Origin of the sequence: Komagataeibacter diospyri, assembly GCF_043995075.1 — a bacterium.
GTDB classification, from domain to species: domain Bacteria; phylum Pseudomonadota; class Alphaproteobacteria; order Acetobacterales; family Acetobacteraceae; genus Komagataeibacter; species Komagataeibacter diospyri.
In genome coordinates, this window is sequence record NZ_CP171836.1 from 2623672 (window position 1) to 2649090 (window position 25419).

Consider the following 25419-nt stretch of genomic DNA (forward strand, 5'->3'; position numbering starts at 1 on the left):
TCAAAGCTTTTTGAAAAAGCTTCACCAAAAACTTTTTCTCTTATGCTGTCGCGGGCAGGCAGGTGTCACGGAATAGCGCGAAAGCCAGTGCGCGGTGACTGATGGTGTTCTTTTCCACATCGCTCATGTCCGCAAAGCTGCGGGTGCCGCTGCCGGGGGCGAAGATGGGATCATAGCCGTGACCGTTTTCGCCATGCGGCGGCCAGATGACATGCCCGTCAATGCGCCCTTCAAAGGTTTCGGTCCGCCCGTCAGGCCATGCAAGACACAGGACGGAAATGAACCACGCGCTGCGGTCGGGGGTATCGCCCATCTGGTCATGGATGCGGCGCATGGCGTCGGGGTAATTCTTTTCCGGACCAGCCCAGCGGGCGGAAAAGACGCCCGGCGCGCCATCCAGAGCCGCAACACAGAAACCCGAATCATCGGCCAGCGCGGGCAGGTTGGCGGCTTCTGCCGCAGCTATGGCCTTGATGGCGGCATTGCCGGTAAAACTGTCGGCGGTTTCCTCCGGTTCAGGCAGCGACAGATCACCAGCCGAGACGACACGGATGCCGTATCCTGCCAGCAGTGCCGCGAATTCCGCGATCTTGCCCCGGTTATGCGTCGCCAGTACCAGCGTGTCGCCACGGTTCAGGCGGGTAGGGGTTGTATTCATGCCTTTAGTGCCTCTTCCACAATAGCGGTCTGGATACGGAACAGTTCAGCCGTGCCGGTACGGGCCAGCCGCATGAGGGTGTTGAACTGGGCTTCGGTAAAGGGATCCTTTTCCGCCGTGCCCTGAATTTCCACAATCCCGCCATCGGCGGTCAGGACGAAATTGGCGTCGGCGCTGGCCGTGCTGTCTTCCCTGTAGTCCAGGTCCAGAACCGGGCCGTCATCCGTCAGCCCGCAGGATATGGCCGCGACCTGTCCCTTGATCGGCAGGGCGGGCAAAGTGCCGTTGCGCACCAGTTTTTCCAGTGCCAGGCGCAGTGCGACCCACGCCCCGGTAATGGCGGCGCAGCGCGTGCCGCCATCGGCGTTCAGCACGTCGCAATCCACAGTGACCGAGATTTCGCCCAGCGCCTTTAGGTCCACCACCGCGCGCAGGGCGCGGGCGATCAGGCGCTGGATTTCCTGTGTGCGACCGGTCTGCTTGCCTTTTGCGGCTTCGCGCTGGCCCCGGTTGTGGGTGGCGCGCGGCAGCATGCCGTATTCCGCCGTGACCCACCCCTGTCCCTTGCCGCGCAGGAAGGAAGGCACGCGGGTTTCGATCGTGGCGGCGCACAGGACTTCGGTCCCGCCCATGCGGATCAGGGCGGACCCTTCGGCATGGTGGGCGAAGCCGGGCTGGATGAAGACGGGACGCAGGGCGTCTATGGCACGGCCGGATGGGCGCATGGGCGTAAAACTCCGCAAGGTGATGGGGCGGCATAGCCTGCAACCCGTTCCTATTTCCAGTCCCGCGTGGGCAGGACATGGCAGGATCTGCTAGGATGGGGATGCGGATGGTCCGCATGGAATGGATACGTGCAACACAGGAGGCATGGCGATGGAAAACCGACCACAGGTATCGCAGCCAGCCCTGCTGTCCGGGCTTGATGCGCGTTCTGCCGCGATCCTGCGCGAAATCGTGGAGCAGTATGTCGAAACGGGTGAGCCGATGGGGTCGCGCACCCTGTCGCAGCGCCTGCCGCTGTCGCTGTCGCCTGCCACGATTCGCAATGTGATGGCGGACCTGACCGATGCCGGGCTGCTGTTTTCGCCGCATGCCTCGGCAGGACGGCTGCCTACGGAAAAGGGCGTGCGGCTGTTTGTCGATGGGCTGCTGCAGTTTGGCAGCCTGAGCGAGGAAGAACGTGAAAGCATCGAGGGGATGCTGGACGTCAAGGGTCGTTCGCTTGAGGACATGCTGGCCAAGGCGTCGTCCATGCTGTCGGGCCTGTCATCCGCGGCAGGTCTGGTCATGGCGCCCAAGAGCGATGGCACCACCATCAAGCATATTGAATTCGTGGCCCTTGGTCCGGGGCGCGCGCTGGTTATTCTGGTCAGTGCGGACGGGCAGGTGGAAAACCGTGTGATCGAGACGCCGCCCGGCCTGCCGCCCTCGGCGCTGGTGGAGGCAGGAAATTACCTCAACGCCCATCTGTCGGGCCAGACGCTGGATCGCCTGCGTGAGACGGTCAGCACCGACATGACCGCCAACCGCAACGAACTGGACCATCTGACGGCTGAAGTGGTGGAAAGCGGGCTGGCGACATGGAGTGATGCCGATGAACGCGGCGGTACCCTGTTCATACGCGGGCAGGGGCGTCTGCTGGCCGATGTAACGGAAATCGAGCGCCTGACCACCATCCAGATGCTGTTCGAGCGGCTGGAGACACAGGAAACCATGCTGCGCCTGCTGGACCTTGCACGCGAATCCGAAGGGGTGCGGATTTTCATCGGTGCCGAAAGCGGGTTGTTCGGCATGGCGGGAATGTCGGTGGTCGTCGCCCCGGCCCGCACGGATTCCAACCGCATCGTGGGCGCGATTGGCGTGATCGGGCCGACGCGCATCAATTACGCCCGCATCATTCCCGTGGTGGATTACACGGCGCGGGTGATCGGGCGCATGCTGGGCTGAACTGCGGGGGTTTCATGCAACCGGACTCGCGCGGGTGGCCTTATGCCTGGCAGACAGCAACCGCACGTCCTGACCACAGTGATCACGGCGTGCCCGCACAGCGTAAGGAAAATGGCATGTTTACACCCGATGCAAGGCAGTCCGGATCATTCATGATTGGTGGTGACCTGGAGGTCACACGGCTTGGCTTCGGGGCCATGCGCATTACGGGCAAGGGCATATGGGGAGAACCCGCCGATCGGGCTGCGGCACTCGCCACGCTGCGCCGTCTGCCGGAACTGGGCATAAACTTCGTCGATACGGCGGATGCTTATGGCCCGTTTGTCAGCGAAGACCTGATCCGCGAGGCGCTGCATCCCTACACGGACACCATTATCGCCACCAAGGGCGGGCATACGCGCCATGGTCCCGACATATGGAAGCCGGTGGGCAATCCCGATTACCTGCGCCAGTGCGTGTTGATGAGCATGCGCAGGCTGGGGGTCGAACGCATTGACCTGTGGCAGCTGCACCGCGTGGGGCCGGACTGCACGCCCGAACGGCAGTTCGAGGCGATTGCGGCCATGCGCGCGCAGGGGCTGATCCGCCATGTCGGTCTGTCGGAAGTGACGGTGGAGATGATCGAGCGCGCACGGCTGTATTTTCCCGTCGCCACCGTCCAGAACCGCTTCAACCTCGTCAACCGCTATTCGGAAGACGTGCTGGATTACTGCACAAAGGAAAATATAGGCTTCATCCCATGGGCGCCGCTGGCGGCGGGCAGCCTGACGAAAGGGGACACGCTGCTGACCCGTCTGGCCAGTGAAAAAGGCGTGCAGCCCGGACAGGTCGCGCTGGCCTGGCTGCTGCGCCGTGCGCCGGTCATGCTGCCCATTCCCGGCACCAGCAGCCCCGACCATCTGGCCGATAATGCGGCGGCCGCCGCCATTGAACTGAGCCATGAGGAATTCCAGCAGCTTGATAATGACGGACGCGCGGAATGGGCCAGCCGTAACAGCGCATAAGGGATCGGCAGGCCCCCGGTCTGGCGGATCGGGGGCGACGGCGGCGGCGGACAATGCTAGACAGGGGCCTCGACACAGAACGGCCCCTTTCTTTCCTTATTGGATACCGGATGACGCTTGCTGACGGATCAGGCCGCGATGGCCGGATTGATGGACCCACACGCCCCGATGCCGGCGGCCCGCGCCGCCCACGTTACCGTATGGTGCGCTGGCTTGCAGGCATCACGCTTGCCGTCCTGCTGCTTGGTGGCGGTGGGGCGGCCCTTCTGGCATGGGGGGAATATGAACGTCTGAGCGAGGGCCTGCCCACGGTTGACGGCCTGCGCACCTATCAGCCTCCGGTCATGAGCCGCCTGTATTCGGGCGATGATCAGGTCATGGCGGAACTGGCGGCGGAACGGCGCATATTCGTGCCCTACAGCGCCATACCCGAACGCGTACGCGATGCCTTCCTTGCGGCGGAAGACCAGAAATTCTTCACCCATGGCGGTGTCGATCCGATGGCCATCCTGCGCGCGGGCCTGACCGACATGATGATGCACGGGACGAAGCACCGTCCCATCGGGGCATCCACCATCACGCAGCAGGTCGCACGCATCATGCTGCTGGGGTCGAATGCGGTCTCCATCGACCGCAAGATCAAGGAAGCGCTGCTGGCCATGCGGCTGGAGCAGACGCTTAGCAAGGAACAGATCCTTGAGATCTATCTGAACGAAATCTATCTTGGCGAAGGGGCTTACGGTATCGGGGCCGCCGCCCAGACCTATTTCAACAAGCCGCTGGACCAGCTGGACAATGCCGAGGCCGCCTTCCTTGGCGCGCTGCCCAAATCGCCCACCAACTACAACCCCCACCGTTTCGTACAGGCGGCGACCAACCGGCGCAACTGGGTGCTGGACCGCATGGCGGACCTGAAGGTCATAACGCCGGAAGAAGCGCGCGCGGCCCAGCAGGAGCCGCTGGTGCCCGCCAACTTCACCCGCCCCGGCCCCGTTCCCGGTTCCGAATGGTTTGCCGAGGAGGTGCGTCGTGAACTGATCGAACGCTACGGCATCGGCACCACCATGGAAGGTGGGCTGTCGGTCCATACCTCGCTTGATTCCCATCTGCAGCAGATGGCCACCACCGCGCTGCGCGACGGGCTGCTGCGCTATGACCGCGCGCATGGCGGCTGGCGTGGCGCGTTCACGCATATCGATGCAGCCGACGCAGGCGGGGACTGGGCCAATGCGCTGGCCCATGTCACGGCACCTGCCGCCATGCTGGAACAGTGGCGGGTCGCGGTCGTGCTGTCGCCCGCCACCGGGCGCGTGGGCTGGCTGGAAGGACGTGATCCCGTCATTCCCCATACCGGTGAACTGCTGGCGCGCGACCGGACATGGATGCGCACCGGCAAGGGATTGCAGGTGGGTGACGTGATCCTGATCGAACAACAGGCCGATGGCGGCGGCGTTGCCGTGCGGCAGGTGCCGCGCGTGGAAGGGGCGCTGGCCACGGTGGATGTGCATACCGGGCGCGTCATGGCCATGGTGGGCGGCTGGTCGTTCAGGGAATCGCAGTTCAACCGCGCAACGCAGGCGGCGCGGCAGCCGGGATCGTCGTTCAAGCCCTTCGTCTATCTGGCGGCGATGGAGCAGGGGATTTCCCCTTCGCAGAAATTCGATGATTCCCCCGTCAGCTATGGCGAATGGCATCCCAACAATTATGAAAAGGATTTCTGGGGGCCGACCACGCTGCATGACGCGCTGCGGGAATCGCGCAACCTTGTTACCATCCGCCTTGCCGCCCAGATCGGCATGAAGCCGGTGGCGGACCTTGCCCAGAAACTTGGCCTTGTCCATTCCATGCCGCTGGTGTTGCCCGCGGCGCTGGGTGCGGTGGAAACCACCGTCATGCGCGAAGCCGCCGCCTATGCCACCATCGCCAATGGCGGCAGGCTGGTCACGCCTACCCTGATTGACGATATCAAGGACCGCAACGGCAACGTCGTATGGCGCCCCGATGGCATGACGTGGAAGGCTGGCAGCATGGCCGCCGATGGCCCGCAGATGGAGGATACCCGCCCACAGGTGGTATCGGCCACATCCGCCAGCCAGATCGTGGCGATGATGCAGGATGTGGTGCGCCGCGGCACCGGCGTGCGCGCGAGGGCGGGCATTGACCGGCCCATCGCGGGCAAGACCGGCACCAGCCAGGACTTCAATGACGCATGGTTCGCGGGCTTTTCCCCCGATCTGGTGACGGTGGTGTGGATCGGGTTCGACACCCCGCAGTCGCTGGGCAGGAACGAGACCGGGGGCGTGATCGCCGGCCCGATCTGGAACCAGGTGATGAAGGCGGCGCTCGCCACCCGCCCGCGCCTTGATTTCCGCGTGCCCGATGGGGTGCAGCTGGCCCGTTACGATACAGGGATGGGCATGGCGATTGACGCCTTCAAGCCCGGACAGGTACCGGGCGTCAGTGTTGATCTTGGCGCGGGTTCGGGCATGGCGCTGACAGCAGCGGATACCGGTGCTGAAAACATGCCTGATTCCGAAACCGATATGGCCACCATGCCCGGTAATCCGGCAGTGGCGGGGGATGGCAGCACATCCGCAGGTCATCCCGTGGCGCCGTCCGGTCCCGCCGCATCGCAGCCTTCCGGGGGTGACATTGGCATGGGCGGCCTGTATTGACGCCCGTTATGCCGGGTGCCCGCGTGCATGCCTGCATTGTTTACCGTTGAGCGAGGAGCAAGCCCATGTCTGCCGAGACAGAGGCCCTGAACGACCAGATCAAGCAGTCGGTGGCACTGCTGAGGAGGCATCTTTGACTGGGATGTCGCAATCGACCGCCTGGCGGAGCTGAACAACCGGGCCGAAGACCCCGAGTTGTGGAATGATTCCGAAGCCGCCCAGAAGCTCATGCGCGAGCGTACGCTGCTGGCCAACCAGATCGAGGGCGTGCAGAAGCTTGAAGCTGATGTAAACGATACGATCGAACTGGCGGAACTGGCGGAAATGGAAGGCGATTCGGCTGTCGTGGCCGAAGCGCTGGCCAGCCTGCGCGCCCTTGCGGAAGAAGCCAAACGGCGAGAGACGGAAAGCCTGCTTTCGGGGGAGGCGGACAGCAATGACTGCTACCTTGAAGTCAACGCCGGCGCAGGCGGGACGGAAGCGCAGGACTGGGCCGAAATGCTGCTGCGCATGTACACCCGCTGGGCTGAACAGCATGGTTACAAGGTGACCATGATGGAAAGCTCGGAAGGCGAACAGGCCGGGATCAAGTCCGCCACCATCCAGGTCAGCGGTCCGAATGCCTATGGCTGGCTGAAGACCGAGGCGGGGGTGCATCGCCTTGTCCGTATCTCGCCGTTTGATGCGGCGGCACGGCGGCAGACGTCGTTTGCATCCGTGTGGGTCTATCCGGTGGTCGATGATTCGATCGAGATCGAGATCAACGAAGCCGACCTGCGCGTGGATACGTTCCGTGCATCGGGTGCGGGCGGCCAGCACGTCAACAAGACGGAATCGGCCATCCGCATCACCCACATCCCCACCGGGATCGTGGTGGCCTGCCAGACCGACCGTTCCCAGCACCGCAACCGCGCCACGGCCATGACCATGCTGAAGGCGCGCATGTACGAGCAGGAACTGCAGAAACGCGAAGCTGCCGCCGCCCAGACCGAGGCGAACAAGACCGATATTGGCTGGGGGCACCAGATCCGTTCCTACGTGCTGGCTCCGTACCAGCTGGTGAAGGACCTGCGTACCAACGTGGAAAAAACCAATCCGGACGCCATTCTGGATGGTGATCTTGATGACTTCATGGCCGCCGCCCTTGCCGCCCGCGTGGGGGCGACCCGGTCGGAAGCCAGCGCGCAGGCGCAGTAACCCGGTACGGCCCGCTTATGAACAGGCCCCACGACTTCCGGTCGTGGGGTTTTTCATGCCTGGGTGGGAACCATTGTTCCACAACAGGAAATTTGTTCCGCACCTGTTGCATATCGTGCTTGACACATACGTCCCGACCACGCCCAATCATGGTCTGGCAATTAATGGCGCGCAGGCCCGGCAAGGGCGCTGGCTGGTGGCGTCTGGACGGGAATGGCATGTGGTCTGACGAAGTCATGGGATTGGATTATGCAGCCAGGCAGCGACGGCGTACGCCGTACGTGCGCGTGGTGGGTGTCATCATTGCGGTCCATGTCGTTGTCCTGTCGATGCTGGCCTATGGGTTGCGGCCCAAGGCCAAACCCATGTTTCCCGAACCCTATCGCCCGTTGCCGCCGGTGACGCTGCGGATCATTCCCGAACCGATGCCGCCCGCACCACCTGCGCCCCCGCCTGTGCGCCCGGTCATGGTCCAGCCGGTGGTTCCCGTCATTCCCGCACCCGTCATCGGGCGTGACCGACGGGTCCACATGCCGGAAATTGTTCCGAAATCGATACAGGTGGATTGATTTTCATCTCCCGGACTGGTCAGATAACAGTCATGAAATGTGTTGCAGGCCAGACCCATGGCCCTATTCGTCAGAGGATTTCAGGTAAATGACCCGACAGCATCGTAATCAAGTCATCGCGGCCGCGCTGCTGACTGCATTGCCCGCCCTTGCCTACGCCACCCCTGCGGCGGCTGCCGATTCCAACCCGTATGGCCTGGGCGCGCTGTGGTCGAATGGTGACTTCATTGCCCGTACCGTGCTGATCATCATGGTCGTGATGTCTGTCGGGACATGGTACATCATGATCACCAAGTTCCTTGAGCAGGCGCGCATCCTGAAGGACGCCAAGGAAGTGAAGGCGAAATTCTGGCCTGCCCATGATATCAAGGAGGGCGCGGCACTGCTCGATACCGCATCGCCCTTCCGCTACATTGCCGATACCGGCATCAAGGCCGCCGAACACCACGAAGGCACGATGCAGGAAACCATCGATCTGCATTCCTGGACCACCATGTCCATCCAGCGTTCGGTGGATTTCATCCAGAACCGTCTGCAGGGTGGCCTGGCCTTCCTCGGCACCGTGGGTTCGACCTCGCCGTTCGTGGGTCTGTTCGGGACCGTCTGGGGTATCTATCACGCGCTGACGGCCATCGGCATTGCAGGTCAGGCATCGATCGACAAGGTTGCCGGCCCGGTTGGTGAATCGCTTATCATGACAGCCATCGGCCTGGGCACCGCCGTGCCTGCGGTTCTGGGCTACAACATGCTGGTCCGTCGCAACAAGGGCGCGCTGGATGAGGTCCGCAACTTCGCTGCTGACGTGCAGTCGATCCTGATGGGCGGCTATCGCCATGAAACGCACGACGTCGCTGAATAAGCCCGCTACCCGCGCATGATCTGATTTCACGTCGTGACACGGCAGGCGCATTTCATGCGGCCTGCCGTGCCGCCATCGGTCAGGGGCGGATTGAATGATGGGCCGCGTGGGTCCATCGTGATGCCCTGGCCGATCAATCGGGCCATGACCCGTTCATGGAAGGACATCCAGTTGAAAAACATCACATCCAAATCGCTGTTCCAGCTGCGCGGGCGCCTGCTGGCCGGGGTCATGATGGCGCTGCCGGTGGCGGGCGTACTGCCCGTCCATGCCGCCAGTGCGGCGGACCAGCTGGGGGAAAAGGTCGGCACGGCGCTGCAGAAGGCCCAGACCGACCTTGCCGCCAAGAAATACCCGCAGGCCATGGCCGATGTGGACGCGGCGGATGCCGTGACGGGCAAGTCCGATTACGAATCCTACACCATCGCGCAGATGCGTGCCGCCGTGGCCGCCCAGTCGGGTAATGTGTCCGCCGCGATTTCGGCCTATGACACACTGATCGCATCCCCGCGCACACCGGCCGCGACCAGGGAACAGATGGCGCTGGCCGAAGGCAGCATGGCCTTCACCGCCAAGGATTATCCTACGGCGATCACGGTCACGGAAAAATACATCAAGGCGGGTGGCAAGAACCCGCAGATGCTGACGATCCTGATTCAGGCGTATTATCTGCAGCATGATTACGCCAATGCCGCCCGCGTGCAGCAGGCGCAGATCGACGCCACCATCAAGTCGGGCGGCAAGCCTACGGAAAACCAGCTTCAGCTTCTGGCCGCCTGTCAGGCGCAGCTGAAGGACAATGCGGCGCTGACAAAAACTTATGTGCTGCTGGCCACCTATTACCCCAAGCCGGATTACTGGGCGCAGGTGGTGCATTCGGTCCTGAGCAACCCGAACATGGCTCCGGGCCTGCGTCTGGATATCGACCGCGTGCGTCTGGAATCCGGTCTGGTCAAGACTCCGGCCGAATATATGGACATTACCGAACTGGCCATGCAGGCGGGGCTGCCGCAGCTTGCGCTTGATGTCATCAACCAGGGTTACAGCACCGGCGTGCTGGGCCATGACGCCAGCGCCCCGCGTGAGGAAAAGCTGAAGGCGCTGGTGACGCAGAGCGTCACTGACCGCAAGGCCGGGCTGGATACGGCGGCAGCACAGGCCACCACCGGCAACGCCATGCTCACGGCAGGCTACAACTACGTGCTGTTCGGCCAGGGCGACAAGGGCATCGCCCTCATGAAGCAGGGCATTGCCAGGGGACCGTCGGACGTGAACATCGCGCGCCTGCACCTTGGCCTGGCGCAGGCCGCAGCAGGGCAGAAAGATGCCGCCATCGCCACCCTCAACAGCGTGGAAGGCACCAATGGCGCACGTGACATTGCCCAGTTCTGGGTGCTGAAGCTGAATTCAGCTGCCGCCGCCGCGCACTGACCTCATCCGGCAGGTCGGGTGTCATACGGGGTGCCGGATTCGTCCGGTGCCCCGTTTTTGTTTCGTATCCGGTCATGACTGACATTTTATGATATGAACGATGGTCTTATCCCGGCCCGGTGCGTTGGATATGCTGGAGGCCGTCGCATGAATGGCATCATGACTGTCCCTGAACCGAAACATGGCCGAGAGAATGACACAGATACCTGCCACTGATGATCTGCCCGCCCGTATCCTCGTGGTGGAAGATGACCCTGGCATGCGCACCCTGATCGTCCGCGCCCTGCAGGGCGATGGCTACCGCGTGCGCGGTGTGCAGGATGGCCCTGAAATGTGGGACGCGCTGCGTGCGCAGGCGGCTGACCTGATTATTCTGGATGTCATGCTGCCGGGCACCAACGGACTGGACCTGTGTCGTGGCCTGCGCGCACAGGGTGATCCGGTGGCGCCGGGCGAGGCGCCGTTGACGGAAGTGCCGGTCATTATCGTATCCGCCCGCGGCGAGGAACTGGACCGTGTGCAGGGGCTGGAACTGGGTGCGGACGACTATGTGCCCAAGCCCTTTGGCCAGAAGGAACTGCTTGCCCGCGTGCGCGCGGTGCTGCGCCGTCGGGGCGGTGGGGTCACGACCCCGAGCGCTGGTCGCCAGCGCAAGGAAACCGTGCGTTTCGCCGGCTGGACGCTGGACCTTCGCCGCCGTGAACTGACGGACCCGTCCGGTGCGGCGGTCGAGATTTCGGGGGCGGAGCATGACCTGCTGACCAGCTTCCTTGACAACCCGCAGCGTGTCATTGGCCGCGACCGCCTGCTGGAACTGTCGCGCACGCGGCTGGGTGATGTGTCGGACCGTAGCGTGGATGTGCTGGTCAGCCGCCTGCGGCGCAAGCTGGGACCGGATTCGGACGGGTTGATCCGCACCGTACGCGGCATGGGTTACATCTTTACGTCGGAAGTGGAGCGGGTCTGACGGGAACGGGGGAGTGAGTACGATCCGGACCGTACAGCCCCCGCGAGAGCAGGAGCCAGCGCCCCGGCGGATCACGCTGTGGCCACGTGGGCTGGTGGGGCGCGTCATGTTCGTGCTGCTGGCTGCGGTCGCGCTCGTCTTTGTCGGCAGTTCCGTTTTTTATGAAGAAGCCGAGACCTACACCATAGACGATGCCCAGTTGGAACAGGTGGGCGAGCGGCTGGTGATCGACGCCCGCGTGCTGGCCGCGACACCCACGTCGCAGCGCATGGTGCTGGCGGCCATGCTGTCCACCAATGACCTGACGGTGGACTGGCGCACCCCGGCACAGATGGGGGTGATGAAGGTGGAACCCCCCTCACTGCGCAAGCTGCATGACCGTATGGCGGGATCACTGACGGCACTGCGGGGGGACGCACTGAACCTGTCGGGCACGATCGCGGCGACGGAGGACGTGCGCGGTACGCTGCGCCTGCCCGATGGCAGTTACATGGGCTTCCTTGCCCCCGCCATCCTGCAGCCCCATCACATGCGGCGGGGCATTGTTTCGGCGGCGATCCTGGCGGGGGCGGTGCTGCTGGCGGCAGGCATGCTGGTGCGTGCGCTGAGCATGCCGCTGCGCGCCCTGGCGGATGTGGCCGATACGGTTGGGTCGGGCCGGTGGGTACCGCTGGAAAACAAAGGCCCGCGGGAAGTCCGATACCTTGCCCGCGCCATCAATGAGATGCAGGAACGCATCGACCGCCTGATCGCCGACCGGACCGAGGCGCTGGCCGCCGTGTCCCATGACCTGCGCACGCCGCTGGCCCGCCTGCGGCTGAGGGCGGGATTTCTGGATGACGCGAACGCGCAGAAGGAAATCGAGGCCGATGTCACGGAAATGGAGGCGATGATTGCCGGCGTGCTGGCCTATCTGTCGGGGGAAAAGGACCCCGAACCCGCGCGGTCGGCCAATGTGGCCTCGATCCTTGCAACGCGGGTGGATGATGACGCCGACCAGGGCCGCGATGTGACCTATGACGGACCGGATCAGGCGCAGGCCGTGGTGCGCCCGCTGGCGCTCAAGCGCGTGCTGGGCAACCTGATCGACAATGCGGTGAATTACGGTGGCAACGCCCATGTCAGCCTGACGGTGGGGCCTGAAGTCCTGTGCATACGGGTGGAAGACGATGGCCCCGGCCTGCCCGAGGCCGAGATCGGACGCGTGACGACACCCTTCTACCGGGTGGAAGGGTCGCGTTCGCGCAGCACGGGGGGGCTGGGTCTGGGGCTTGCGATTGTCAGTCGGGAGGTGGAGCGCGATGGCGGCCGTTTCCACCTGTACAACCGGGCGCATGGCGGCCTGTGCGCGGAAATTGTCCTGCCACGCAATGCTGTGATACGTCCGGCCGGTTAAAAGCGGGTCAGGTTTCCCTGCGTGGGGTTGGATTTACACGCGGGTCGATCATATAACAGGACTTGGGAAGTACGTTTGCATGTCCCGCTTTCCCGTCATGTCTGGAAGACCGAGCAATGTTCATCGAAACAGAAGATACCCCAAATCCCGCAACGCTGAAGTTCCTGCCGGGGCGCGAGATCATGGCCAATGGGGCCACGGCTGATTTCATCAGCCCCGATTCCGTGGCCGGGCGTTCGCGCCTTGCGGAACTTCTGTTTGATCTGGACGGTGTGGCGCGCGTCTTTTTCGGCAATGACTTCGTGGCCGTGACCCGCAGTGACACGACGCAGTGGGACGACCTGCGTCCGCAGGTGCTGGCCGTACTGGCGGATTACCTGGCGACGGAACAGCCCGTGGTCGAAAGCGATGCGCAGGTGGTCGAAGACCTGATCGCGCCGGGGGATGAGGAAATCGTGCAGCAGATCAAGGAACTGCTGGATACCCGCGTGCGCCCCGCCGTTGCGGGTGATGGCGGGGACATTGTATTCCGGGGCTATCGTGACGGTGTGGTGCGGCTGACCATGCAGGGTGCGTGTTCGGGTTGCCCGTCATCGCGCGCGACGCTCAAGCACGGGGTGGAGAACATGCTGCGCCATTATGTGCCGGAAGTGGTATCGGTAGAGCAGGTAGAGGCCTGATCGGCAGGCCTGCGGGTAGTCTGGGAATGTTTCATGGCGCTTGATGACGCTGGGCTTGATCTTCTGTTTCGCAACGCACGCACGCCGGTGGCGTGGAATGACCGGCCGGTAGGGCAGGATACGCTGCGGCAGTTATATGATCTGGTCCGCCTGGGCCCGACATCGGGTAACTGCTGCCCGGCGCGTTTCGTGTTCATCACTACCGAAAGCTGCCGTGAACGCCTGCGCCCGGCCCTGTCGGCAGGGAACGTGCAGCGCGTGATGACCGCCCCGGTCACCGTGATCGTGGCGCATGACCCACTGTTCTTTGACCGGATGGATTCACTCAACCCAGCCCCGGACGTACGCCAGTGGTTCGCGGCTGATGTGGGGCTGGCGGAGGAAACGGCCTTTCGTAATGGCACGTTGCAGGGCGCTTACCTGATCATGGCCGCGCGTGCGCTGGGCCTGTCCGTGCTGCCGCTGTCGGGGTTCGATGGCGCGATGGTGGAAGACTGCTTCCTGGCGCAGAAAGGCTGGCAGGCCAATTTCCTTGTCTGCCTTGGCTATACGGATGGGCCACCACCCACCCCGCGTGCGTCGCGGCCCGATTTTGATGACGCCTGCGTGATTGTATAGGTCATGCGGATTCTGGTGATGGACGGCAGCGCCACCGGAACACAGGCGCGGGCCGTGATTGCCTGCCTTGTGTCGGATGATGACGGCGTGTTGTCCGTTCTGGCGACCCGGTTCGCCACGGGGCGGGGGGCAGCTGAACAGTTTCCCCTGCTGGCGACCGAACTCTTTGCGCAATGTGGCTGGACCCATGCCATGCCCGAACTGGTGGGCGTGGTGGTCGGGCCGGGATCGTTTACGGGACTGCGGGCTTCGCTGGCGTTTGCCCATGGCCTTGCGGCGGGCAGCGGTTGTGCCGTCATGGGCATGACGGGGGGGGAAGCCATGGCCGACGCCCTGCATGACGTGGCCCGCCCACTGGCGGCCCGTCCGCTGTGCTGTACCACCGCGCGGCGGGGACGGGTATTTGTCGAAACGCTGGCGGACGGGAAGGATGCGGGCAGCGTGTCCGCCCATATGCTTGAGACACTTGAACTGCCGCCGGGTCCCGTGTTGCTGGCAGGGAATGCGGCGGATGATGTGGCGCAGGCCATGCCAGCGCGTGGAGACGTGCGGATATGCGCATTGACGCAGCCCGCCCCCGTGGACATCGCCACGGTGGCCCTGCGCCGTTTTTGTGGCCACCTGCCGCCCCGCGCAGCCCAGCCACTCTATGTCGATGCGCCGGAGGCCAGACTGCCCGCGGCTGGCCTGCGACCGGCCCCCATCAATACGCCATGACCCCGCCCCCCCGGCCTGCCGGTGCGCAGGCCACGTTGCTGGCCCATATCCATGCACAGGCATTTCCCGCCACCCACAGGTGGGATGCGCAGGCCATGCAGGCGCTGCTGGACATGCCGGGTGTATCCGTTGTGATGGCGGCAGGGGATGCGCCCGGCTTCATCATGATCCGCACCCTGTTTGATGAAGCCGAAATCCTGACTTTTGCCGTGGATACGGCATGGCAGAGGCGTGGCATCGGGCGTGACCTGCTGGCGCGTGGCATGCGGCAGGCCGGGAAAGCTGGCGCACGGACCCTGTTTCTGGAAGTGGCGATGGATAATGCTCCCGCCATGGCATTGTACCGCACGAATGGATTTGTGCAGGCGGGCGTGCGGCGTAACTATTACCCTGACGGGATGGATGCCTGTGTCATGCGGCGGGACATTTAAGAACAGTCAGCCGATATGTCATGCCATCTGTTTCTGTCTGTATTTCTTCCACAACATGACCAAGCAGCTTCAGACTGCGTGAAACATTGTCCAGTGGAGTTGCGCCACGCAGCCGGACAAGCAGTTTTTCCCCGGCGGAAAGTCTGTCAAGTGCCAACCGCGTGCGTACGAAAGTCATGGGGCATACTTCATGGGTGATATCTATTTCTGCCATATCAATATCAGACATATTACCATGAAACCTTTGTTGTTACCTGTTGCGGTCCGTCGGGAATTATTTATATAGGATATATCATTATTCCAGAGTGACAGGATCAGATTAATGGCTGATGCAGCGGCAGAAGTTGAAGTGCGGGAACTGGCTGCCGAAATCGTTTCGGCATACGTATCCCGTAATGAGCTGGATGCGGAAACCCTTCCCGATCTGATTCACCGGGTTTACGAAGCCGTGGCCTCGCTTGGCCGCGCGGAGCCCGTGCCGGAAAAGCCGGTGCCGGCCGTTCCGCTGAAAAAATCGGTTTTTCCCGATTACATCGTCTGCCTTGAGGACGGGAAGAAGCTCAAGATGCTCAAGCGCCACCTCAAGACCGCCTATAACATGACGCCCGATGAATATCGGGAACGCTGGGGCCTGCCCCATGATTATCCCATGGTGGCCCCCAATTATGCCAGCCACCGTTCATCGCTTGCGCGCAAGATCGGGCTTGGCACCAAACGTGAGGACTGAACCACACACGGTGTGGTAGTGTGGACAGGTATCTGCATGATCGGCTACGCCCGTAAACATGGCACCAGACAGTAACGGACTACAAACCCGCATCGAACGCATGTGCACCGAACGCGGCCTGAAAATGACAGGCCAGCGGCGGGTGATCGCGCGTGTCCTGTCTGAAGCCCACGACCATCCGGATGTGGAGGAACTGTACCGCCGCGCATCCCAGCTGGACGGGCGTATTTCGGTTGCCACGGTGTACCGTACCGTGCGTCTGCTGGAAGAAAACGGCATTCTGGAACGGCGGGATTTCGGCGGTGGTCGTGCCCGGTACGAAGCGACGGAAGAAGGCGACCACTACCATCTGATTGATGTGGAAAGCGGTCAGGTGGTGGAATTCACCCATGCAGATCATGCCGAACTGCTGCGCAGGATCACGGCCGAACTCGGGTTCGAACTGGTATCACATCGGCTGGAACTGTTTGCACGCAGGCTGCCCGACGTGCCAGAAGAACAGACGGGCCAGATGGCGCAAACGCAGCAGAAAGGCAGGTCACGGCCTTGAGTATCGAGAAAACCATACAGTCCCTTTCTACTCTGGACCTTGAACGCAACGGCTTTCCTGAATTGCGTGGGGGCAACCTTGGTGTCCGGATCGCCACGACGGATGAGGAACGCGATGCAGCCCAGGCACTGCGCTACCGTGTGTTTTATGAGGAAATGGGGGCGAAGCCCGATTCCCGTACCGCCCGCCTGAAGCGTGACATTGATGAATTCGATGAATATGCCGATCACCTTCTGGTGATTGACCATGCCATTTCATCTGGCGCCAAGGGCGTGGTCGGCACCTATCGCCTGATGCAGGGTGATGCGGCCAGTCGACTGGGCAAATTCTATACGTCCAGCGAATATGACATTTCCCCCCTGACCGAATTTCCCGGCAGGCTGCTGGAGGTAGGGCGGTCATGCGTGGACCTGAACTATCGCGGGCGCGCGGCCATGCAGCTGTTGTGGCGTGGCATTGCGTCCTACATTTTCCTGCACCGCATTGATGTTCTGTTTGGTTGCGCCAGCCTGCCGGGCACCAATCCTGATGCGCTGTCGGATGAACTGACCTATCTGTACCACAACCACCTTGCCCCGCCTGCACTGCGCGTGCGCGCCCTGCCTGAACGGCGGGTGGAGATGCTGCGTACGGACCCGCAGGTGCTGGACCACCGGCGTTCGCTTGCACGCCTGCCTCCCCTGATAAAGGGTTATCTGCGGCTGGGCGGTTATGTGGGTGATGGCGCCGTGATCGATGAACAGTTCAACACCACCGATGTCGCGGTACTGGTCAAAAGCGAACTGCTGGCTGACAAGTATTACCGCCACTACGAACGTCGCCTGCGTGACGCACTGGACTAGCCCCGCATTGCCCGGGGGAGCGGATTGCGGCGCTCCATGATGTCCCTGCACACTCTGTATATGAAGCTTGCGCGCCTGCACGGATGGCGGGCGGATCTGGCCATGCTGCTGGCGGGCGGGGTATATGCCCTTGCGTTTCCGCCGCTGCATGCGGTTTTGGTGCTGCCGGTTGCTTTCTGTCTGCTGGCTCTGTCGATTGACAATGCGGCTGGCTGGCGTGGGGCCGCGCGGCGTGGCTTCATGTTTGCAATGGGGCTTTATACAGTGGGCCTGTACTGGCTCATGTATGCCATCCTGCTGCGCGCGGATGATTTCTGGTGGCTGGTGCCGCTGGCGTCACCGGGCTGTGCGCTGATCCTTGCCCCCTTAAGTGCCCTGTCCGCCGGGCTGAGTCGACTGGTGCCGCGGGGCACGGGACGGCTTATGGTGCTTTCGGCACTGTGGACGTTGACCGACATGGCGCGCGTGTACGTGTTCAGCGGCTTTCCATGGAACCCGCCGGGCAGTGTCTGGGAATTTCCCGGCCTGGCAGGGGATATCATGATCCAGCCTGCCGCATGGATCGGGGTGGATGGCCTGACGCTGCTGACCTGTATCGTGGCGCTGGTCCCGCTTTATGGTCGCGTGGGCCGATGGGCGTGTCTTGCACTTGTGGTAGTCTGGGTTGGTTGTGGTGCGGCACGCTTCGGCAGCATCCATGACACCTATCTCCATAACCCTGAAATTGTGCTGGTGCAGGGTAATGTGCCTGAAACTGACAAGATCGCGGGCAATTCGGACGTGGCGATTTTTCGCCGTTACCTTGGCCTGACCCATCAGGGGGTGGAACAGGGGCTGAGGCAGGCAGGCGATAAGCGGTCTGTTGTGTTCGCATGGCCGGAATCGGCGTTTCCGGGGCTGCTGCTGGAAGATGATATTGCACGTCCCATGATCATGCGGGCCGGGCAGGGGGCTGCAGCGGGCATTATTGGCAGCGTGCGCTGGTTGGAGGACGACCACCACTGGCGCAACAGCATGGTGGCCCTGATGCCGCCCGATGGCGCGGGCACCATGGTGTATGACAAGGCGCATCTGGTGCCCTTTGGGGAATATCAGCCGGCCTTCCTGCCCTTCCATGTCGTGCCGGGTGAAGGAATGACCCCCGGCCCCGGCGTGCGGACATGGCACCTGCCCGGGATCGCCCCGGTGGGGCCGCTGATCTGTTACGAAGTGATTTTTTCAGGACAGGTAGCCGATCTCCACGACCGGCCGGACTGGCTTATGAACAGTACCAATGATGCCTGGTACGGTAACAGCGCCGGCCCCCGGCAGCATCTTGCCGCCGTGCGTCTGCGCGCAGTGGAAGAAGGACTGCCCGTTGCGCGTGCCGCCAATACCGGTATTTCGGCCGTGTTTGACGGGCGCGGGCATGAACTGGCACGGCTGGGCTGGGACAGGCAGGGCGTGCTGGTCCATGCCGTTCCCGATGCTTTGCCCTGTACGTTCTTTGGGCGTTATGGGCGTCTGGTTCCGCTGCTGCTGGCGTGCGTGCTGGGGCTGGGCGGCCTGTGGCGCGGGGTTATGCGGGACAGGGTCGTCTAGGGAAAACAGGCCTGCCCATCTGATCATCTTAATTCATGCATTTTAAATACATGAATATTTTCCTAAATCCCCGTCAAATGCATGACAAAGGTTATTTTATGTAATGCCTGTGCGCCGTCCTCTGGAAATTCGTATAAATAGCGGATTTATTGTAGCCATTCTTGATTTAAAAAACCTTAACGTTCACATGTGGGTGGTTGAGGTATCTTAATTTCCAGTTGGTCTGGGAATATCAGGCAGGGAAGGTAAGACCATTATTGTGACGGGGAAAATGTCCGCTACGTCCAATCCTGTAGATGTGCATGTCGGCAACCGTATCCGCCTGCGTCGCACATTGCTGGGTATGTCACAGGAACGATTGGGTAATGCCCTGGGGCTGACATTCCAGCAGGTGCAGAAGTATGAACGCGGGCGTAACCGGGTGGGGGCATCACGTCTGTACGACCTGGCATGCGTCCTGGATGTTCCGGTAGGATTTTTTTTCGCGGATCTGCCCACGCAGGCCAGTGACGCAGACCAGCCCGATACAGGCAATGCGCAGGGCATGGCCGAACCCACCGCCAGCCTGCTGTCGCCTGCATTGCCTACGGTGGCGCAGGATGACCTGGCCCTGCTGGCACGTCGCGAAACCATTGAACTGGTCCGGGCCTATTACGGGATCGAGGACAGTGGCACCCGCCGTCGCGTCCTTGATCTTGTCCGGTCCATGGGCGCGTCCTGAACGGCTGGTTATTCCCGCCTGAGCACCTGATCGGTCATGAAGGATGCGATTTTTCCGGCACGGAAATCCGTGCGCAGGCGGTCTTCATCATATTCCGTGCGGACCCAGTCCATGAAGGGCAGTCGTCCTTCGGCCTCCGCTGCGTAACGCAGGAAGAAGGCATCCAGAACCCCGGTGCGTGAACTGTTGAAATGGCCGTTTTTCCATGAAAGCTGGCGCAGCGCCTGTTGCGCCGTCCCCCCTTCGAACAGGATAACAAGTCCCGCTGCTAGTCCCGTGCGATCGGCACCCGATTTGCAGTGCATGAGCATGGGAAAGCGGATGTCGCGGTACAGCCGCGCAAATCGTTCAATACGATCCTTGTGCGGGGCATTGCGGCTTTCGAACGCCATGTCGATATGGATCAGCCCGATCTTATGGGCGGCTTCACGCGACAGGGCATCCGACCCGCACTGGCGGTGCCCGCGCAGGTTGACCAGTGTTTTCAATCCGTAGCGGCGGGTGGCAAGCCGCAGCCGCCATGGCGTGGGGTGGTTGCAGCGATAGACACGGCCGGGAATGACCACGCGGAAATTGGTCCATGTCTGCCGCAGGATCGCATGGTCCACGAACAGGCTGTCGATCCACGCACGGCTCCGGCCGGCAGGGGTGGACAGGTTTCCCTCAAACACCAGCCATGTCCTTTCAAACGGGTGGATATGAAAAAGGCGCTGGATTTTTCACATCCAGCGCCTTTCGCGTCAATCACGAATGAGGTGACTGTCCGTTACGCCTTGCGTTCCAGCTGCAGTTCCTTGATCCGGCCAATCGCCTTGGCGGGGTTCAGGCCCTTGGGGCAGGTCTGGGTACAGTTCATGATCGTGCGGCAGGCATACAGCTTGAGCGGATCTTCCAGCGCGTCCAGACGGTCGCCCGCATGTTCGTCACGGCTGTCGGCAATCCAGCGATAGGCCGCCAGCAGCGTTGCCGGCCCAAGGTAGCGGTCGCCATTCCACCAGTAGGACGGGCACGAAGTGGAGCAGCAGAAGCACAGGATGCACTCCCACATGCCATCCAGCTCGGCACGTTCCTCAATGCTCTGGCGGCGTTCGGAATCCGGCGGCGGCAGCGTGTCGGATTTCAGCCACGGATCAATCGAGCGCAGCTGCGCGTACGCACCGTCCAGATCGGGCACCAGATCCTTGATGACCGGCATGTGCGGCAGCGGGTAGATTGCGATGTCACCCTCAATGTCCCGAATGGGCTTGAGGCACGCCAGCGTGTTTTCGCCTGCGATGTTCATCGCGCACGACCCGCAGATTCCTTCACGGCACGAACGCCGGAAGGTCAGGGTGGAGTCGACATCGTTCTTGATATGGATAAGCGCGTCGAGCACCATCGGCCCGATTTTGTCCAGATCAATCTCGTAGGTATCGACCACGGGGTTCTTGTCATCGTCCGGGCTCCAGCGATAGATCCGGAAGTTCTTGACATTGGTGGCGCCGGGGGCGGCGGTGAAAATGCGGCCCTTGCCCACCGTGCTGTTCTTTGGCAGCCTGAATTCGACCATCGTCTCGTTCCTTTTCCGCCGTTACGTCAGTAGACGCGCTTCTTGGGGGGGAAGACCTGCACATCGTTGGTCAGCGTTTTCATGTGCACGGGGCGGTAGCTTAGCGTGACATCGCCCGTGTCGGTCATGTGGGCGACGGTGTGCTTCATCCAGTTCTTGTCGTCACGGTCGGGATAGTCGTCATGCGCCTGGGCGCCGCGGCTTTCGTGACGGGCGTCTGCACCCGCCATGGTGACGGTGGCATTGGCCAGCAGGTTCTCGAACTCCAGCGCTTCCATAAGGTCGCTGTTCCAGATCAGCGAACGGTCGTTGATCGAAATATCGGGAATTTCCGACCAGATTTCTCTGATCTTTTCCACACCCTGCGCAAGGCTTTCGGTGTTGCGGAACACGGCGGCGTGCTTCTGCATGGTGCGCTGCAGCTTGCTGCGCATGTCGGCCACATGGGTCTTGCCCTTGGCGTAACGCAGGCGGTCGAAGCGTGCGATCGCGGCGTCACCCGCCCCTTCGGGCAGCGGCGGGATCACTTCCTCGCTCTTGATGGTGGCGGCGGCACGCTGGGCGGCGGCGCGGCCAAACACCACAAGGTCAAGCAGCGAGTTGGTGCCAAGGCGGTTTGCGCCATGCACGGATACGCAGGCCGCTTCACCCACAGCCATAAGGCCGGGTACCACCGCATCGACATCATCGGCCGTGGGGCGGATGACCTCGCCATGGTAATTGGTGGGAATGCCGCCCATGTTGTAATGCACCGTCGGCAGCACCGGCACCGGCTCCTTGGTCACGTCGATACCGGCAAAGATGCGCGCCGTTTCCGAAATGCCGGGCAGGCGTTCATGCAGGATCTCGGGGCCAAGATGCTCGAGGTGGAGCATGATGTAGTTCTTTTCCGGACCACAGCCGCGACCTTCGTTGATTTCGATGGTCATGGCGCGCGAGACCACGTCGCGCGACGCCAGGTCCTTGGCCGTGGGGGCGTAGCGTTCCATGAAGCGCTCGCCTTCGGAATTGGTCAGGTAGCCACCTTCGCCACGGCAGCCTTCCGTCAGCAGGCAGCCCGCGGGGAAGATACCGGTGGGGTGGAACTGCACGAATTCCATGTCCTGCATCGGGATGCCCGCGCGGATCGCCATGCCACCGCCATCACCCGTGCAGGTATGCGCCGAGGTGCACGAATGGTAGGCGCGGCCATAACCGCCGGTCGCCAGCACGACTTTCTGCGCGCGGAAACGGTGCAGCGTGCCGTCTTCCAGGCACCATGCCATGACGCCACGGCATGCGCCATCGTCATCCATGATCAGGTCGATGGCGAAATATTCGACAAAGAATTCGACGTTATGCTTCAGGCACTGCTGGTACAGCGTGTGCAGGATGGCATGGCCCGTGCGGTCGGCGGCGGCGCAGGCGCGGGGCACCGGGGCCTCGCCATAGTTGCGCATGTGTCCGCCAAAGGGGCGCTGGTAGATCTTGCCGTCTTCCGTGCGGGAAAAGGGCACACCCATGTGCTCGAGTTCCTGCACGGCGGGCACGGCTTCGCGGCACATGTATTCGATGGCGTCCTGATCGCCCAGCCAGTCCGATCCCTTGACGGTATCGTACATGTGCCAGCGCCAGTTATCCTCGGCCATGTTGCCAAGCGATGCGCCAATGCCGCCCTGTGCGGCGACGGTATGGCTGCGTGTGGGGAAAACCTTGGTCACGCAGGCGGTCTTGAGGCCGGCAGCCCCCATGCCCAGCGTGGCCCGGAGGCCGGAGCCACCAGCGCCTACGACAACCACGTCATATGCGTGGTCAACGATCCTGTAGGAGCCGGTGAGTGGTGAAGTGGTCGCGTTCATTTCTTGGACGTGTCCCGATGCTCGTTCGGACGGCCGGCCAGTATTGCGGCCCGCCGGTCCGCGAATGTCATGTTCTGCTCAGGCGATTGCGTGGGCCTCAGCCCGCGGCAATCCTGCCCCGGCTGCTACCGGCCAGCGCCAGCTTCAGTACGGAAACCGTGCCGAACAGACCCAGAAGGAAGACGATCCCCTTCATCAGCAGGCCCGCAGGCAGGTGCGCCTTGCCATGCACGTAGTCATCAATGATGACCTGCAGCCCAAGCTGGGTGTGGTAGAAGGTCAGGATCACCAGCGACAGCATCATGGTGGTGTTCAGCGGGCGTGCGCCCCACTTCGCCACTTCCGGCTGCGATGCGCCAGCCAGGCGGAACACCTGGATCACGAACCAGCCCGACAGCGGCACAAGGGCCACCGCCGATGCGCGTTCCGCCCACCAGTGGCCAACACCGGCCTGCCCCGAACCCAGGCCCCGCGCGCGCGACAGCTGCGAGCGCATGACCGTGACATGCGGCTTCTTTGGATTGCTCATGGTCAGGACGCCTTCTTGCGGGAACGACAGATCGCGACACCAAGGATACCGGCCACCAGCGCCAGCGTGGTGCCCACTGTCACGCCCACGGCCACGGGGCCATCCTCGTTGATTTCCTTTTTGGAGAAGCGATAGCCGCTATCCCACACCAGGTGGCGTATCCCCGCCACGAAGTGATAGACCAGCGCCAGCGCCCACCCCGCGAGCAGCATCTGCCCCAGCGGGTTGCCGGTCACCTTCTGGACCTTGCTGAAAGATTTTGGTCCCTTTGCCGCCGCGCTGATCCAGCACAGGCCAAGTGCCGAACCGCCAGCAGCGGCGACACCGGCAGCGCGGTTCGCGATTGAAAGGAACATGGAAAGACGGAAGCGGTAGACCTGGAGGTGTGGGGACATAGGCCGCCTGGTCAGAGTTCCGTCGCTTCGCTGCCCTACATAGAGCGCATCACGGACATCCTGCATGGTCGTCTCGTCAATTTCCCTGTTATGGCTTCGGTTTGTTCCGTCGCCTTGTCTGAATTCGGTCCTACGCCGCACGGAAGGCGGGGTCAACGCACGCCCGGAACACGAGGTTGAGAGACCTGATCTCTGCTACATGGCGGTACAGCCCCGCTACACCGCCATTCATGCCTGCCCTGTGGCCAGCCGGTCAGTGCCCGAGCAGGTCGAGTGCGACCATCGTTTCCGCGATCTGGACCGCGTTCAGCGCCGCCCCCTTGCGCAGGTTGTCGGCAACGCACCAGAAGCCGAGTCCATTGGGCACGGTCGGGTCGATGCGCAGGCGCGAGACGTAGGTCGCGTCCTCACCCACGACTTCAAGCGGGGTGGCGTAGCCGCCATCCTCGCGCCTGTCATGCAACACCACGCCCGGCGCTTCACGCAGGGCTTCGCGGGCGCGTTTGATATCAACGGGTTCCTCGAATTCCACGCTGATGGCCTCGGCATGGCCAATAAACACGGGAACACGCACACAGGTGGCGAAGACCGCGATGTCGGGGTCGAGGATCTTGCGGGTCTCGACCGTCATCTTCCACTCTTCCTTGGTCGCGCCGTCATCCATGAAACGGTCGATATGGGGAATGCAGTTGAACGCGATCTGCTTGGTGAACTGCTCGGCCTTCAGCGGGTCGCCCACCAGGCTGCCACGCGACTGGTTGAACAGTTCGTCCATGCCGCTTTTGCCCGCACCGGCCACGGCCTGGTAGGTAGCGACCACAACGCGCTTGATTGTGAACAGGTCATGCAGCGGCTTGAGGGCCACCACCATCTGGATGGTCGAGCAGTTGGGGTTGGCGATGATGCCGCGCTTCGCCTTCTTCACATCGTTGGGATTGACCTCGGGCACCACCAGCGGCACGTCCGGCTCCATGCGGAAGTGGGAGGTGTTGTCAATCACGATGCAGCCCGCTTTCGCGGCCCGCGGCGCATGTACGGCCGAAACCGCCCCACCGGGGGAGAAAAGGGCGACATCCCAGCCGGTAAAGTCGAAGGTTTCAAGGTTCTGGACCTTCAGTACCTTCTTGTCGCCAAAGGAGACTTCCTTGCCCGCCGAACGGGCGGACGCAAGGGCCACGATTTCATCCACAGGGAACTGACGCTCGGCCAGAGTCTTGAGGATCTCGCGCCCCACAGCGCCGGTGGCGCCCACCACCGCAACGCGGTAACCCATAATCTTCCATCCTGTCCTGTCATGCCGGTCCCGTCCGGGCGGACGGGCCGTTAGCCGTAACTGTAACGACACGTAGAGCCTGTATGCCAAAGGCGCAAGCAGCACGGACCATGCGGAACCGGGAATCGAATCGGGGGTAAGGTCAAGGTGGCATGTCCCATGCGGTGATAGGTCTTGTCCGTTTCCGCGTGCCGGGTGCACGCTTGGCCCATCGCGCCATACCGGGCAGGCCCCAGCGGCCACCCGTCCCGGTACAGGGCGC

27 protein-coding genes are annotated in these 25419 nt (G+C 62.6%); 18 read left to right on the forward strand and 9 right to left on the reverse strand.

Annotated elements, in window-relative coordinates:
- Window positions 1-40: 40 nt before the first annotated feature.
- Entirely contained in the window at window positions 41-658 is a 618-nt protein-coding gene (gene rdgB / locus ACE2AA_RS12290) for an RdgB/HAM1 family non-canonical purine NTP pyrophosphatase (RefSeq protein WP_141301773.1), read from the reverse strand.
- Window positions 655-1383: a ribonuclease PH gene (rph, locus tag ACE2AA_RS12295; RefSeq protein ID WP_141261697.1), complete on the reverse strand. Its 729-nt coding sequence runs from the start codon at window positions 1381-1383 to the stop codon at window positions 655-657. Before rph ends, rdgB begins: the two co-directional genes overlap by 4 nt.
- A 145-nt stretch (window positions 1384-1528) precedes the next feature.
- On the opposite strand from rph, the gene hrcA reads away from it, so the two are divergent.
- The 13 genes from hrcA (at window position 1529) to rimI (ending at window position 15152) form a co-directional block, all read left to right on the forward strand.
- Window positions 1529-2608, forward strand: coding sequence for a heat-inducible transcriptional repressor HrcA (hrcA, locus tag ACE2AA_RS12300; RefSeq protein WP_141261698.1), 1080 nt, complete (start codon window positions 1529-1531; stop codon window positions 2606-2608).
- A 116-nt stretch (window positions 2609-2724) separates the two neighbouring features.
- Window positions 2725-3612, forward strand: a complete 888-nt coding sequence (locus ACE2AA_RS12305; RefSeq protein WP_141301776.1) for an aldo/keto reductase — start codon at window positions 2725-2727, stop codon at window positions 3610-3612.
- Window positions 3613-3722: 110 nt separating this feature from the next.
- Window positions 3723-6287 (forward strand): penicillin-binding protein 1A, encoded by a 2565-nt coding sequence (locus ACE2AA_RS12310; RefSeq protein ID WP_395369961.1) that lies wholly within the window; start codon window positions 3723-3725, stop codon window positions 6285-6287.
- Between the two features lie 65 nt (window positions 6288-6352).
- A protein-coding gene (gene prfB / locus ACE2AA_RS12315; RefSeq protein ID WP_141261701.1) for a peptide chain release factor 2 occupies window positions 6353-7484 on the forward strand; the annotation gives its coding sequence in 2 pieces (ribosomal slippage) (window positions 6353-6421 and window positions 6423-7484; 1131 coding nt in all).
- A 164-nt stretch (window positions 7485-7648) separates the two neighbouring features.
- Entirely contained in the window at window positions 7649-8053 is a 405-nt protein-coding gene (locus tag ACE2AA_RS12320) for a hypothetical protein (protein ID WP_227001065.1), read from the forward strand.
- Between the two features lie 88 nt (window positions 8054-8141).
- Window positions 8142-8912, forward strand: coding sequence for a MotA/TolQ/ExbB proton channel family protein (locus ACE2AA_RS12325; protein WP_141261702.1), 771 nt, complete (start codon window positions 8142-8144; stop codon window positions 8910-8912).
- A 33-nt stretch (window positions 8913-8945) separates the two neighbouring features.
- Window positions 8946-10343 carry a tetratricopeptide repeat protein gene (locus ACE2AA_RS12330; protein ID WP_141261703.1) on the forward strand — a complete coding sequence of 466 codons (1398 nt, stop codon included), beginning with the start codon at window positions 8946-8948 and terminating at the stop codon, window positions 10341-10343.
- Between the two features lie 193 nt (window positions 10344-10536).
- Entirely contained in the window at window positions 10537-11310 is a 774-nt protein-coding gene (locus ACE2AA_RS12335) for a response regulator (RefSeq protein ID WP_395369963.1), read from the forward strand.
- Between the two features lie 106 nt (window positions 11311-11416).
- Entirely contained in the window at window positions 11417-12706 is a 1290-nt protein-coding gene (locus ACE2AA_RS12340; RefSeq protein WP_227001078.1) for an ATP-binding protein, read from the forward strand.
- Between the two features lie 116 nt (window positions 12707-12822).
- Window positions 12823-13386 carry a NifU family protein gene (locus ACE2AA_RS12345; RefSeq protein WP_141261706.1) on the forward strand — a complete coding sequence of 188 codons (564 nt, stop codon included), beginning with the start codon at window positions 12823-12825 and terminating at the stop codon, window positions 13384-13386.
- 33 nt (window positions 13387-13419) lie between these two features.
- Window positions 13420-14004: a malonic semialdehyde reductase gene (locus ACE2AA_RS12350; RefSeq protein ID WP_395369965.1), complete on the forward strand. Its 585-nt coding sequence runs from the start codon at window positions 13420-13422 to the stop codon at window positions 14002-14004.
- A gap of 3 nt (window positions 14005-14007) precedes the next feature.
- On the forward strand, window positions 14008-14721 hold the full coding sequence (gene tsaB / locus ACE2AA_RS12355) for a tRNA (adenosine(37)-N6)-threonylcarbamoyltransferase complex dimerization subunit type 1 TsaB (RefSeq protein ID WP_141301784.1): 714 nt from the start codon (window positions 14008-14010) through the stop codon (window positions 14719-14721).
- Window positions 14718-15152 (forward strand): ribosomal protein S18-alanine N-acetyltransferase, encoded by a 435-nt coding sequence (gene rimI / locus ACE2AA_RS12360; protein ID WP_141261709.1) that lies wholly within the window; start codon window positions 14718-14720, stop codon window positions 15150-15152. The genes tsaB and rimI overlap by 4 nt, the downstream gene beginning before the upstream one ends.
- On the opposite strand, the gene ACE2AA_RS12365 is transcribed toward rimI, so the two are convergent.
- Entirely contained in the window at window positions 15133-15381 is a 249-nt protein-coding gene (locus ACE2AA_RS12365) for a sulfurtransferase TusA family protein (RefSeq protein WP_141261710.1), read from the reverse strand. The two genes, rimI and ACE2AA_RS12365, sit on opposite strands and share 20 nt — an antisense overlap.
- A gap of 93 nt (window positions 15382-15474) precedes the next feature.
- Between ACE2AA_RS12365 and ACE2AA_RS12370 the strand changes: the two genes are divergently transcribed.
- The 5 genes from ACE2AA_RS12370 to ACE2AA_RS12390 all read left to right on the forward strand — a co-directional run bounded on the left by ACE2AA_RS12370 (window position 15475) and on the right by ACE2AA_RS12390 (window position 19573).
- Window positions 15475-15879 carry a MucR family transcriptional regulator gene (locus ACE2AA_RS12370; protein WP_395369968.1) on the forward strand — a complete coding sequence of 135 codons (405 nt, stop codon included), beginning with the start codon at window positions 15475-15477 and terminating at the stop codon, window positions 15877-15879.
- A gap of 58 nt (window positions 15880-15937) precedes the next feature.
- Window positions 15938-16429: a Fur family transcriptional regulator gene (locus tag ACE2AA_RS12375; RefSeq protein ID WP_019090652.1), complete on the forward strand. Its 492-nt coding sequence runs from the start codon at window positions 15938-15940 to the stop codon at window positions 16427-16429.
- Window positions 16426-17271, forward strand: coding sequence for a GNAT family N-acetyltransferase (locus tag ACE2AA_RS12380; protein WP_141261711.1), 846 nt, complete (start codon window positions 16426-16428; stop codon window positions 17269-17271). The genes ACE2AA_RS12375 and ACE2AA_RS12380 overlap by 4 nt, the downstream gene beginning before the upstream one ends.
- A 36-nt stretch (window positions 17272-17307) precedes the next feature.
- Complete coding sequence (gene lnt, locus ACE2AA_RS12385) at window positions 17308-18852, forward strand: apolipoprotein N-acyltransferase (protein ID WP_395369970.1); 1545 nt, start codon at window positions 17308-17310, stop codon at window positions 18850-18852.
- 271 nt (window positions 18853-19123) lie between these two features.
- Window positions 19124-19573, forward strand: a complete 450-nt coding sequence (locus tag ACE2AA_RS12390; RefSeq protein ID WP_141301788.1) for a helix-turn-helix domain-containing protein — start codon at window positions 19124-19126, stop codon at window positions 19571-19573.
- Window positions 19574-19581: 8 nt separating this feature from the next.
- Here the strand turns inward: ACE2AA_RS12390 and ACE2AA_RS12395 are convergent, their stop codons facing one another.
- The 6 genes from ACE2AA_RS12395 to ACE2AA_RS12420 all read right to left on the reverse strand — a co-directional run bounded on the left by ACE2AA_RS12395 (window position 19582) and on the right by ACE2AA_RS12420 (window position 25157).
- Window positions 19582-20244 carry a fused DSP-PTPase phosphatase/NAD kinase-like protein gene (locus ACE2AA_RS12395; protein ID WP_141261714.1) on the reverse strand — a complete coding sequence of 221 codons (663 nt, stop codon included), beginning with the start codon at window positions 20242-20244 and terminating at the stop codon, window positions 19582-19584.
- 95 nt (window positions 20245-20339) lie between these two features.
- The gene (locus ACE2AA_RS12400; RefSeq protein ID WP_010509197.1) at window positions 20340-21122 is read right to left on the reverse strand and encodes a succinate dehydrogenase iron-sulfur subunit; all 783 of its coding nucleotides are present in this window, start codon (window positions 21120-21122) and stop codon (window positions 20340-20342) included.
- A 26-nt stretch (window positions 21123-21148) separates the two neighbouring features.
- Window positions 21149-22960, reverse strand: a complete 1812-nt coding sequence (gene sdhA, locus ACE2AA_RS12405) for a succinate dehydrogenase flavoprotein subunit (RefSeq protein WP_395369972.1) — start codon at window positions 22958-22960, stop codon at window positions 21149-21151.
- Window positions 22961-23057: 97 nt separating this feature from the next.
- Window positions 23058-23489 (reverse strand): succinate dehydrogenase, hydrophobic membrane anchor protein, encoded by a 432-nt coding sequence (sdhD, locus tag ACE2AA_RS12410; RefSeq protein ID WP_141261716.1) that lies wholly within the window; start codon window positions 23487-23489, stop codon window positions 23058-23060.
- Between the two features lie 2 nt (window positions 23490-23491).
- Window positions 23492-23884: a succinate dehydrogenase, cytochrome b556 subunit gene (sdhC, locus tag ACE2AA_RS12415; RefSeq protein WP_010514767.1), complete on the reverse strand. Its 393-nt coding sequence runs from the start codon at window positions 23882-23884 to the stop codon at window positions 23492-23494.
- A gap of 253 nt (window positions 23885-24137) precedes the next feature.
- Entirely contained in the window at window positions 24138-25157 is a 1020-nt protein-coding gene (locus ACE2AA_RS12420; protein WP_395369975.1) for an aspartate-semialdehyde dehydrogenase, read from the reverse strand.
- Between the last annotated feature and the right edge of the window lie 262 nt (window positions 25158-25419).

What these genes read in the sequence shown, in the direction of transcription:
- rdgB (WP_141301773.1), bottom strand. Translation starts at nt 658, where the DNA reads ATGAATACAACCCCTACCCGCCTGAACCGTGGCGACACGCTGGTACTG.
- rph (WP_141261697.1), bottom strand. Translation starts at nt 1,383, where the DNA reads ATGCGCCCATCCGGCCGTGCCATAGACGCCCTGCGTCCCGTCTTCATC.
- hrcA (WP_141261698.1), top strand. Translation starts at nt 1,529, where the DNA reads ATGGCGATGGAAAACCGACCACAGGTATCGCAGCCAGCCCTGCTGTCC.
- ACE2AA_RS12305 (WP_141301776.1), top strand. Translation starts at nt 2,725, where the DNA reads ATGTTTACACCCGATGCAAGGCAGTCCGGATCATTCATGATTGGTGGT.
- ACE2AA_RS12310 (WP_395369961.1), top strand. Translation starts at nt 3,723, where the DNA reads ATGACGCTTGCTGACGGATCAGGCCGCGATGGCCGGATTGATGGACCC.
- ACE2AA_RS12320 (WP_227001065.1), top strand. Translation starts at nt 7,649, where the DNA reads ATGGCGCGCAGGCCCGGCAAGGGCGCTGGCTGGTGGCGTCTGGACGGG.
- ACE2AA_RS12325 (WP_141261702.1), top strand. Translation starts at nt 8,142, where the DNA reads ATGACCCGACAGCATCGTAATCAAGTCATCGCGGCCGCGCTGCTGACT.
- ACE2AA_RS12335 (WP_395369963.1), top strand. Translation starts at nt 10,537, where the DNA reads ATGACACAGATACCTGCCACTGATGATCTGCCCGCCCGTATCCTCGTG.
- ACE2AA_RS12340 (WP_227001078.1), top strand. Translation starts at nt 11,417, where the DNA reads ATGTTCGTGCTGCTGGCTGCGGTCGCGCTCGTCTTTGTCGGCAGTTCC.
- ACE2AA_RS12345 (WP_141261706.1), top strand. Translation starts at nt 12,823, where the DNA reads ATGTTCATCGAAACAGAAGATACCCCAAATCCCGCAACGCTGAAGTTC.
- ACE2AA_RS12350 (WP_395369965.1), top strand. Translation starts at nt 13,420, where the DNA reads ATGGCGCTTGATGACGCTGGGCTTGATCTTCTGTTTCGCAACGCACGC.
- tsaB (WP_141301784.1), top strand. Translation starts at nt 14,008, where the DNA reads ATGCGGATTCTGGTGATGGACGGCAGCGCCACCGGAACACAGGCGCGG.
- rimI (WP_141261709.1), top strand. Translation starts at nt 14,718, where the DNA reads ATGACCCCGCCCCCCCGGCCTGCCGGTGCGCAGGCCACGTTGCTGGCC.
- ACE2AA_RS12365 (WP_141261710.1), bottom strand. Translation starts at nt 15,381, where the DNA reads ATGTCTGATATTGATATGGCAGAAATAGATATCACCCATGAAGTATGC.
- ACE2AA_RS12370 (WP_395369968.1), top strand. Translation starts at nt 15,475, where the DNA reads ATGGCTGATGCAGCGGCAGAAGTTGAAGTGCGGGAACTGGCTGCCGAA.
- ACE2AA_RS12375 (WP_019090652.1), top strand. Translation starts at nt 15,938, where the DNA reads ATGGCACCAGACAGTAACGGACTACAAACCCGCATCGAACGCATGTGC.
- lnt (WP_395369970.1), top strand. Translation starts at nt 17,308, where the DNA reads ATGATGTCCCTGCACACTCTGTATATGAAGCTTGCGCGCCTGCACGGA.
- ACE2AA_RS12390 (WP_141301788.1), top strand. Translation starts at nt 19,124, where the DNA reads ATGTCCGCTACGTCCAATCCTGTAGATGTGCATGTCGGCAACCGTATC.
- ACE2AA_RS12400 (WP_010509197.1), bottom strand. Translation starts at nt 21,122, where the DNA reads ATGGTCGAATTCAGGCTGCCAAAGAACAGCACGGTGGGCAAGGGCCGC.
- sdhA (WP_395369972.1), bottom strand. Translation starts at nt 22,960, where the DNA reads ATGAACGCGACCACTTCACCACTCACCGGCTCCTACAGGATCGTTGAC.
- sdhD (WP_141261716.1), bottom strand. Translation starts at nt 23,489, where the DNA reads ATGAGCAATCCAAAGAAGCCGCATGTCACGGTCATGCGCTCGCAGCTG.
- sdhC (WP_010514767.1), bottom strand. Translation starts at nt 23,884, where the DNA reads ATGTCCCCACACCTCCAGGTCTACCGCTTCCGTCTTTCCATGTTCCTT.
- ACE2AA_RS12420 (WP_395369975.1), bottom strand. Translation starts at nt 25,157, where the DNA reads ATGGGTTACCGCGTTGCGGTGGTGGGCGCCACCGGCGCTGTGGGGCGC.